General features: G+C 62.7%; 7 protein-coding genes and 1 pseudogene. 4 read left to right on the top strand and 4 right to left on the bottom strand.

Features of this window, described 5'->3' with window-relative positions; all coding sequences use genetic code 11:
• Positions 1–91 precede the first annotated feature (91 nt).
• The 4 genes from betA to speB form a co-directional block, all read right to left on the bottom strand.
• Entirely contained in the window at positions 92–1,780 is a 1,689-nt protein-coding gene (betA, locus tag SOP85_RS30070) for a choline dehydrogenase (protein ID WP_323609276.1), read from the bottom strand.
• A 17-nt stretch (positions 1,781–1,797) separates the two neighbouring features.
• Positions 1,798–3,372: a purine-cytosine permease family protein gene (locus tag SOP85_RS30065; protein ID WP_323609256.1), complete on the bottom strand. Its 1,575-nt coding sequence runs from the start codon at positions 3,370–3,372 to the stop codon at positions 1,798–1,800.
• Between the two features lie 216 nt (positions 3,373–3,588).
• Positions 3,589–5,100 carry an aldehyde dehydrogenase family protein gene (locus SOP85_RS30060; protein ID WP_323629290.1) on the bottom strand — a complete coding sequence of 504 codons (1,512 nt, stop codon included), beginning with the start codon at positions 5,098–5,100 and terminating at the stop codon, positions 3,589–3,591.
• Positions 5,101–5,165: 65 nt separating this feature from the next.
• Positions 5,166–6,167: an agmatinase gene (gene speB / locus SOP85_RS30055; RefSeq protein WP_323629289.1), complete on the bottom strand. Its 1,002-nt coding sequence runs from the start codon at positions 6,165–6,167 to the stop codon at positions 5,166–5,168.
• Positions 6,168–6,318: 151 nt separating this feature from the next.
• Here speB and SOP85_RS30050 point away from each other — a divergent pair, with 151 nt between their 5' ends.
• The 4 genes and pseudogenes from SOP85_RS30050 to SOP85_RS30035 form a co-directional block, all read left to right on the top strand.
• On the top strand, positions 6,319–7,233 hold the full coding sequence (locus SOP85_RS30050; RefSeq protein WP_274076579.1) for a LysR family transcriptional regulator: 915 nt from the start codon (positions 6,319–6,321) through the stop codon (positions 7,231–7,233).
• A gap of 69 nt (positions 7,234–7,302) precedes the next feature.
• Positions 7,303–8,811: a sigma-54-dependent transcriptional regulator gene (locus SOP85_RS30045; RefSeq protein WP_323629287.1), complete on the top strand. Its 1,509-nt coding sequence runs from the start codon at positions 7,303–7,305 to the stop codon at positions 8,809–8,811.
• Between the two features lie 400 nt (positions 8,812–9,211).
• Positions 9,212–9,595 (top strand): glycine cleavage system protein GcvH, encoded by a 384-nt coding sequence (gene gcvH, locus SOP85_RS30040; RefSeq protein ID WP_323629285.1) that lies wholly within the window; start codon positions 9,212–9,214, stop codon positions 9,593–9,595.
• A gap of 9 nt (positions 9,596–9,604) precedes the next feature.
• A pseudogene (locus SOP85_RS30035) lies at positions 9,605–9,986 on the top strand (glycine dehydrogenase (aminomethyl-transferring)); the annotation flags it as partial.

Raw genomic sequence — 9,986 nt, 5'->3', positions numbered from 1 at the left:
CTCGCGAAAGCAGAGTGTCAGTCGACACATGTATTGACTGACACTCCGCCTTCGCGAGCAAGCCCGCTCCCACAATGGATCGTGATCGCAGTTAGACCCGCACGTTACGCCCCGGCAATGTCGTGCGCTGGCTGTTTTCCCAGTTCTCCACCAGCCCCACCGGCACATCCGCCGCCGGCAACATATTCACCCCACGCACCAGATCCGAAGCCCGCTCGGCGAGCATGATGGTCGGCGCATTGAGGTTGCCGTTCGGCTCGGTCGGGAACACCGAGGAGTCGATCACCCGCAACCCCTGGATGCCATGCACCCGCAGTTCGGAGTCCACCACCGCCATGTCGTCCTCGCCCATGCGGCACGAGCCACACGGATGGTAAGTGCTTTCGAGGTTGTCACGGACAAAGGCATCGAGGTCTTCGTCACTGGTCACCAGCGCGCCGGGGGCGATTTCGCCGTCGCGGAAACGGTCCATCGCTTTCTGGCCGATGATCTCGCGGGTCAGGCGGATGCAGCGGCGGAAGCCTTCGCGGTCCTCTTCGCGCTCCAGGTAGTTGAAGCGGATTTCCGGATGCTCATACGGATCGGCCGAACGCACCCGCACATAACCCCGGCTTTTCGGTTTGTTGGGACCGGTGAGCACCATGAAGCCGTGGCCCTTGATCGGCTTGTTGCCGTCGTAGCGCATCGCTGCCGGCAGGAAGTGGAACTGGATGTCCGGCCAGCGCAGGCCCTTCTCGGAGCGGATGAAGCCACCGGCCTCGAAGTGGTTGGTGGCGCCCAGGCCGTCCTTGAACAGCAGCCAGCGCAGGCCGATCATCAGTTTGCTCAGCGGGTCCATCTTGCTGTTGAGGGTCACCGGTTCCTTGCAGCCGAACTGGATGTACACCTCGGCGTGATCCTGCAGGTTCTCCCCTACCCCCGGCAGGTCATGGCGCACGCCGATCCCGGCCTTGCGCAGGACCGCGGCCGGGCCGATGCCCGAGCGTTGCAGCAGGTGCGGCGAACCGATCGGCCCGGACGCGATCAGCACTTCGCGGTTGCAATACACCTGGTGGGTCTGGCCACCGTGGTCATACATGACCCCCACCGCACGCTTGCCTTCAAGGATGACCTGGCGGGTCATCGCATGGGTGATCACCGTCAGGTTCGGACGGCCCATGGCCGGACGCAGGTAGGCATTGGCGGTGGAACAGCGCACACCGTTCTTCACGGTCATGTGCATCGCGCCGAAACCTTCCTGCATGTAGCCGTTGCAGTCTTCGGTCTTGATGTAGCCCGCCTCGGCACCGGCTTCGACCCAGGCCCCGTACAACGGGTTCTTCATGTTGTTGCCGTTGGTGGTGTGCAGCGGCCCGGTCTGCCCGCGATAGCTGTCGCCACCGGACTCGTAGCTTTCGGCGCGCTTGAAGTACGGCAGGCAATGCTTGTAGCCCCAGCCCTGGGCGCCAAGGGATTCCCATTCGTCGAAATCCAGGGCGTGGCCGCGGATGTACACCAGGCCGTTGATCGACGACGAGCCACCCAGCACCTTGCCCCGTGGGCAGTGGATGCGCCGGCCGTTGAGGTAGGTTTCCGGCTCGGTTTCGTAGCGCCAGTTGTACTTTTTGGTGTTCATCGGGATCGAGAATGCGCTGGGCATCTGGATCACTACGCTCTTGTCACTGCCGCCGAACTCCAGGACCAGCACCGAGGTGGCCGGGTCTTCGCTCAGGCGGTTGGCCAACACACAACCTGCCGAGCCTGCGCCAATGATGATGTAGTCGTATTTTTGTGTAGACATTCTTTGCGTGGTCATAGCTATCTCCCGACCGTCGATTCAGTGAATACCGGTTGTGGTGACTGTTTGTGGGTCAGCGTGTCGCCGGTGGTGTATTGCGGGGAGGTCTTCTCGATCTGTTGGATCACCGCTTCTTCGCGCTTGAGGTCGATCGAGCGGCTCAGCCAGTAGTACGCCAGGCCCGAGACGATCAGCCCCACCAGCCAGGCGATGTCGATGCTGCCCAGCGCCTTGGCCAGCGGGCCGACATAGACTTCGCGCTGCTCGACGCCGTCGTAGATGTAGAAGAACGGAATCATCGAGAGGAAGCCGATGGCATAGGCGGCGATACCGCGCAGGCCCCAGCTGCCGTAGATGTTGCCGTGGGGCATGAAGAAGTGCGGGATGGCGTAGCGGCCCTTGCGCACGAAGAAGTAGTCGGTGAGGTTGACCGAGGTCCAGGGCACCAGGAAGTACAGCATCACCACCAGGTAGATGCCGAGCACCGACAGGCCTTTGCCGGAACTCTGGATGCTCAGGGCCACGCCCAGTTGCAACAGGATCACGAAGGCGATGGCGAGGATCCGCGCCTTGCGGGTTGGCTCGATGTGCTTGATCGAATCGACACAGGTCAGGGTGGTCAGCTTGGCGCTGTAGATGTTCATCGCGATCACCGGCAGGAACGCCAGGATGGTCACCACCACGACCGCGGTGCCGATCAGCGGCGACACGGTGTTGCCGACTTGACCCAGGGCCACCAGCACGTCGGTTGAGTGCAGGTGATCGGCCAGCCAGCCACCGACGGAAATCATCCACGCACCGGACAGCGAAGCACCGAGGAACACCACGGCGATCAACTTGCCGCTGGAGGTGTTCTTCGGCAGGTAGCGCGAGTAGTCCGATACGTACGGGGCATAGGCGATGTTGTAGCTTGCCGCCGCCGCGAACTGGGCGATGAAACCGGTCCAGTTGAAACCCAGCGGCGCCGGGGCCACTTCGCCTTCGGCCAGTGCCGGCAAGACCGCATCCGGCACCCAGCCCATCACCACCGCCAGGGTCACCAGGCCGTACAGCGGCAGCGACAGGTACAACGCCCATTTGAAGCTGCGGTGCATCCAGTCATGGCCGAGGATGGCCAACACCGCCGCCGGAATGGTCACCGCCACCGCGATCACTGCGGGGTTGAAACCGAACAGCGTGTGCAGGCCCTGCATCATCAGGACCAGGTTGACGATGTTGAACCCGGCGAACACGAACAGCGTCGCCAGCAGCACGAGGATCACGCCGCGGTAACCGAACTGCGCACGGGACTGGATCATCTGCGGCAAGCCCAGGTGCGGGCCTTGGGATCCGTGAAACGCCATGAACAGCGTGCCGAACATGATGCCCAGGGTGCCGGCGAGCGTGGTCCACAGCGCGGTCAGGCCGACGCTCGGGCCGACGAAGCCGATGGTCATGGTGAAGAAGGTGAAGTTGCCGAGGAACCAGAACGGGCCCTGGCTCGACAGTTTGTCGGTGCGTTCGTCCTCGGGGATGAAGTCAATCGAATGCCCCTCGACGACGGACTTGTCATCGAGGGAGGACACACTCGTGGCGGACTTGGCGTTTGTGTTCATGATGGACTCTTATTGTTGGAAGATCATGACGAGATAACCGCATTCTTCGGGTGAACGACGCCCGGGGGGCCTCCATGCCGTTCCTGATGTTCAAACGTGTAAATGACGAAAAACCTGTGGGAGCGAGCTTGCTCGCGAAAGCGTTGGGTCAGGCAACATATTTGTCGAATGTGCCGGCCTCTTCGCGAGCAAGCTCGCTCCTACAAAGGGCAGGCGTCAGGCTGGCAGCGTGATCCACACCGCCTTGGTTTCGAGCAGGTAGTCGAGCTGCTCCGCGCCCAGGTCCTTGCCGAAGCCGGACTGCTTGTAGCCACCGAACGGCATCGACGGGTCCAGGGTGCCGTGGGCGTTGACGTAGACCGAGCCGGCCTTGAGGCGTGGAATCAGGCTGTGCACCTTGCCCAGGTCGTTGGAGTACAGGGCCGCCGCCAAGCCGTAGACCGAGTCATTGGCCAGGGCCAGCGCCTCTTCCTCATCGTCGAAGGGTGCGGTGACCAGCACCGGACCGAAGATCTCTTCCTGGACGATGCGCATGTCGTTGCGGCAATTGGCGAAGATGGTCGGCTCGACGAAGAAGCCAGGGCCATCCACCGGTTGGCCGCCGTAGACCAGTTCGGCGCCTTCGGCCTTGCCGGTCTCGATGTACTCGGTCACGCGCTGCTTTTGCAGGGCCGAGACCAGTGGGCCGATGAAGCAGTCCGGGTCCAGGCCCGGGGCCATTTTCAGGGTGCGCGTATAGGCGATGAGCTCACCCAGGAATTGCTCGTAGACACTGCTATGAATATAGGCCCGCGTGCCGGCGTCGCATACCTGCCCGGAGTTGAAAAACACCCCGTTGGCGACCGCTTGTGCCGCCGCCGGAATGTCGGCATCGGCAAACACGATGACCGGTGACTTTCCGCCCAGTTCCAGGGTCAGGCGCTTCATGTCGTCCAGCGCCGCGCGGCCAACGGTAAGGCCGACCGGGGTCGAACCGGTGAAGGTCAATTTGTCGATGCCGGGATGGGTGGTCATGGCCGCACCGACCACGCTGCCACGCCCGGTGACGATGTTGATCACGCCGTCCGGAATGCCCGCTTCCTGCACCAGTTCAGCGAAACGCAAAGCCGAAAGCGAGGTCAGCTCAGCGGGTTTGACCACCACGGTGCAACCGGTGGCCAGCGCCGCGCCGAGTTTCCATGCCATGGTTTGCAGCGGGAAGTTCCACGGCACGATGGCACCGACCACGCCCACCGCTTCCTTGCGGGTATAGGCCAGGTAATTGCCCGGCAGCGAAGGCTCGACGGTGCGGCCGTGGAGCTTGGTGGCCCAACCGGCGAAATAGCGCAGGGTATCGACGGTGCCCTGGATGTCGACGTCCTTGGCGAAGGCGACCGACTTGCCCATGTCGATCGATTCGATTTGCGCGAGTTCCGCGGCGTTCTGCTCGATCAAGTCCGCCAGGCGCTGGATCAGGCGTTCCCGTTGCGCCGGTTTGGCCTGGCTCCATTCGCCACCGTCGAACTGCGCACGGGCGGCTAACACGGCGCGGTCCAGGTCAGCGGTGGTGCCCATGGGAATGCGGGTGATCAGGCCTTCGGTCGAGGGCTCGATCACATCGGAAGTCTGGCCGTCGCTGGCTTCGACCCAGGCGCCGCCGATGAACATCTTCTGCACTTTGCTGAGGAAGGTCTGGGTGGCTTCGCTCACGCCGAATTTTTGCAGGTAACTCTTGACGATCGTGTCCATTTTTATTCTCTCTGCCCGGCAGTCAGGCACTGCCGGGGTATGGGTTTCGATGTTCAGGCCTGCTCTTAAGCCAGTGTCGCTTCACTCTCGGCGGCCGCACGTACCTTGCCACGCTCGTGGAAGATGAAACCGATGCTGTTGAGCAGCAGTTGCGCGGCGAGGATCGAGGTCATGCCGGTCGGGTCGTACACCGGTGCAACCTCCACCAGGTCCATGCCAACGATGTTGCCTTTGCTGCGCTTGGCCAGGGCCTGGATGATTTCCAGCACTTCGTAGTAGAGGAAGCCGCCGTGGCTCGGGGTACCGGTGCCCGGCGCGATGGACGGGTCGAAACCGTCGATGTCGATGGTGATGTAGTAGTTGATGTTTTCCGGGATCAGCGCCAGTACGCCGTCGACGCCGAGGCGACGCACATCGCGCACCGAGAGGATCTTCGAGCCCGCTTCGTGGGCCGCTTCGTAGTCGTCGCGGTTGGACGACGAGACGTTGCGGATGCCCATCTGGGTCATGCCGACGATGTGGTTCATTTCCGAGGCGCGGCGCAGCGGGTTGCCGTGGCCGTAACGCACGCCGTGGCGCTCGTCGACGAAGTCCAGGTGCGCATCGAAGTGGATGATGTGGATCGGACCACGGCCTTCGAAGGCCTTGATCACCGGCGCGTGCACCGAGTGATCGCCGCCGAGCACCACCGGCATCACACCGGCATCGAGGATCTTGCGCACGGCGTATTCGGTGTTCTTGTTACTGGTGGCCATGTCGGTGTGGACGATGTCGGCATCACCGACGTCGACCATGCGCACGTCCGAGGCGGTGAGGTACATCACGTCATCTTCGTGATCGTAGGCGCCGGCGTGGCCGAAGGAAAACAGCGTCGATGCTTCACGGATCCCGCGTGGTCCGAAGCGTGCGCCGGAGCGCCACTGGGTGCCCATGTCGTTGGGCACGCCAAGCACCGCGACGTCGGCATCCAGGGCATCCCAATCGGTGCACACCGGGGATTTGCCAAAGGTGCAATGACCCACGAATGGCAGGTTCAGACGACCGGATTCATAACCGTTGTTCGACATTTCTAGCCTCTCCACTTCTTGTTATCGGCTTGGCGGAACTGCAAGGCGACCGCCGTTGGAGTGACTATGGGCGCAGGTTTTCGTGGAAAAAATGCTAAACATCAGATACTCATATCGGCATTACCGATGCATCCACAGGCCGGAGGTCAACGTGATTCAACTGCACGATGTCGATCTGAAGTTGCTCAGGGTGTTTGCCACGATCGTCCGCTGCGGCGGTTTCTCCGCCGCCCAGGCGGCGTTGAATGCCGGGCAGTCAACGATCAGCGAACAGATGACTCATCTGGAAACCCGCCTTGGGGTCAAGCTGTGCCAGCGCGGGCGCAGCGGGTTCCGCCTGACCGAGCAAGGGGTGGCGATCCATGAGGCGACCCAGCGCCTGCTGTCGGCGGTGGAAAATTTCTGCATGGACGCCGACGTGCTCAAGCAGCACATCAGCGGCAAGCTCAATCTGGGGATCATCGACACCACCATCACCGACCCGGACTCGCCCATTCCGCGCACCACCCAGCGCTTCGTGTCGCGCGGGCATGACGTGCACCTGAATGTGTACGTCGGCACCCCCGCCGAGCTGGAAGAACGGGTGCTCGACGGTCGCCTGCACCTGGCCATCGGGCACTTTCCGATCCATGTGCCGGGCCTGCTGCAATCGCCGCTGTACCAGGAAGCGCTGGGCTTGTATTGCGGGCGCCGGCATCCGCTGTATGGCAGCCAGGCTGAGGGTGAGGAACTGCTCGAAGAAGTCGCGGCCGGGCGGATCGTCGTGCGCGGCTACATGCAGCAATACGACCTCGAACACCTGGGCGTGAGCAAGGCGGCCGCCACCGTGGACAACATCGAAGCCACTGCGATCCTGATCATTTCCGGCGCCTACCTGGGTTTCCTGCCGGAGCACTTCGCCGCGCAATGGGTCAAGAGTGGCGAGATGCACCAATTGGCCCCGGGGAGTTTGCGCTTGCGATCACCGTTCGACGTGATCACCCGGCGCGGCGTGGCACCGCCGCCGATCCTGCAGGCGTTCCTCGAGGACCTGGCGGCCAGTGCGCGTAAAACCGGCAACCCGTGACATCACGCTCGCCAAATTCCAAGAGCCCCCGGCATACTGATTTTCGTTTGCCAATTTTGCAGGTCCGTCATGCGCATCCACGTCACCTTCATCGACCGCGTCGGCATCACCCAGGAAGTGCTGGCCCTGCTCGGCGGGCGCAGCTTCAATCTGGACGCCGTGGAGATGGTACCGCCGAACGTCTACATCGATGCCCCGACCCTCGGCACCGAAGTGCTGGAAGAGTTGCGCGAGGCCCTGTTCGGCGTGCGCGGCGTGCAGGCGGTGACCATGGTCGACATCCTTCCCGGGCAACGTCGGCGCCTGCAACTGGATGCCCTGCTCGCCGCCAGTTCCGACCCGGTGTTGGCGGTGGACGATCGCGGTCACGTGCTGCTGGCCAATCCGGCATTGATCGCCCTGTGCGGTCGCGAACCGGCCGGTGAATCCCTGAGCGCACTGTTCGACGACGCCGATCTGCAACGCACCTTGATCGCCCACCACTTCCGCCTGCCCATGCACGAGGTCAGCCTCGGCGGCCACACCTTGCTGCTCGATGCCATGCCGATCACCGACGCCGGCGCCCTGCTCACCCTGTATCAACCCAACCGCATCGGCGAACGCCTGTCGGCGCTGCACCATGATCACGCCGAAGGTTTCGATGCGCTGCTCGGTGAATCGCCGCCGATCCGCTCGCTCAAGGCCCGCGCGCAACGGGTGGCGGCCCTCGATGCGCCGCTGTTGATCCAGGGCGAAACCGGCACCGGCAAGGAACTGGTGGCCCGCGCCTGTCATGCCATCAGCGGTCGGCGGGACGCGCCCTTCCTGGCCCTGAACTGCGCGGCGCTGCCCGAGAGCCTGGCCGAAAGCGAGCTGTTCGGCTACGCCCCCGGCGCGTTCACCGGCGCGCAACGGGGCGGCAAGCTCGGGCTGCTGGAACTGGCCGACCAGGGCACGGTGTTTCTCGACGAAGTCGGCGAGATGTCGCCGTATCTGCAAGCCAAGTTGCTGCGCTTCTTGAGCGATGGCTGCTTCCGGCGGGTCGGTGGCGATCGTGAGGTCAAGGTCAACGTGCGGATCCTCAGCGCGACCCACCGCGACCTGGAAAAAATGGTCAACGAGGGGCACTTTCGCGAAGACCTGGTCTACCGCCTCAACGTGCTCAACCTGCAAGTACCGCCGCTGCGCGAGAGGGGCCATGACATCCTGTTGATGGCCCAGCACTTCATGCAACAAGCCTGCGCACAGATCCAGCGCCCGGTCTGCCGCCTGGCGCCCAGCACCTTTCCCGCCCTGCTCGGCAACCGCTGGCCGGGGAACGTACGGCAACTGCAAAACGTGATCTTTCGCGCGGCGGCGATTTGTGAGAATCCGTTGGTGGATATTGATGATCTCGACATTGCCAGGACGGCGGTGGAGCGGCAGAACGATGGCGAGGTGGGCAGCCTCGAGGATGCCGTCGAAGGGTTTGAAAAGAATCTTCTGGAAAAACTGTATCGCAGCTATCCGTCCAGCCGCTTGCTTGCGGCGCGCCTGCAAACCTCCCATAGCGCGATCGCCATCCGGCTGCGCAAATACGGCATACCCAACAAATCGTAAGACAGCCTCGATCAAATGTGGGAGCGGGCTTGCTCGCGAAGGCGGTGTGTCAGGCACCTACAGAGTTGCTGACCCGACGCCTTCGCGAGCAAGCCCGCTCCCACAGGGATTGAGTGGCATTCGATATAGTCTTCGAATCGATACAGCGTATCGAAATCAAGACAAAACCCTCTCAATCTGTCTGGCCCGGGCTTTGGCCCCTTCCCCTCTCCTGCCTGTATTGATTTCAATACGCCAGCCGCCCCCGAAACAGTCTTATAAAACACTAAGCCATTGATTTAAAACAACAAATAAACCTTGGCACCTCCCTTGCTATCTCTCCTCCAGCCAAGCTCAACACGAGCCTGCCCATCGCCCTCCGCCACCTGCAGCGGATGAGTCTGAACAATGAGGAGTTGATATGAGCGAATTGCGTTTTACCGTCGATCACGAATGGCTGCGCACCGAAACTGACGGCACTGTCACCGTTGGCATCACGGCGTTTGCCCAACAGGCCTTGGGGGATGTGGTGTTCGTTCAGGTGCCCGAGCTGGGCAGCTTTGATGCCGGTGCCGAAGTGTCGGTGCTGGAATCGGTGAAAGCCGCCAGCAGCATCGGCATGCCGCTGGACGGCGAGGTGCTGGAAGTGAATTCGGAATTGGACAGCACCCCGGAGCTTGTCAACGAAGACCCGCTGGGCCAGGGCTGGTTCTTCCGCTTCCAGCCCGCTGACGCTAACGCTGTAGGCCAACTGCTGGACCAGGCTGCCTACGACCGCCTGATCCAAGACCAGACCGACGCGTGAGGACACCCCATGACCATCCGCCTCGACACCCATGACGAATTCATCGCCCGCCACATCGGCCCCCGCGCCGGTGACGAGCAGGCCATGCTCAACACCCTCGGTTTCGATTCCCTCGAAGCCCTGAGCGCCAGCGTCATTCCCGACAGCATCAAGGGCACCAGCGTGCTCGGCCTGGAAGACGGCCTGAGCGAAGCCGACGCCCTGGCGATGATCAAGGGCATCGCCGGCCAGAACCAGCTGTTCAAGACCTTCATCGGCCAGGGCTACTACGGCACCCACACGCCGTCGCCGATCCTGCGCAACCTCCTGGAAAACCCGGCCTGGTACACCGCCTACACCCCGTACCAGCCGGAAATTTCCCAGGGCCGCCTCGAAGCCCTGCTGAACTTCC

The organism is Pseudomonas sp. YuFO20 (assembly GCF_035064975.1).
GTDB classification, from domain to species: domain Bacteria; phylum Pseudomonadota; class Gammaproteobacteria; order Pseudomonadales; family Pseudomonadaceae; genus Aquipseudomonas; species Aquipseudomonas putida_AE.
This window is presented reverse-complemented; position numbering and strand designations above follow the sequence as displayed.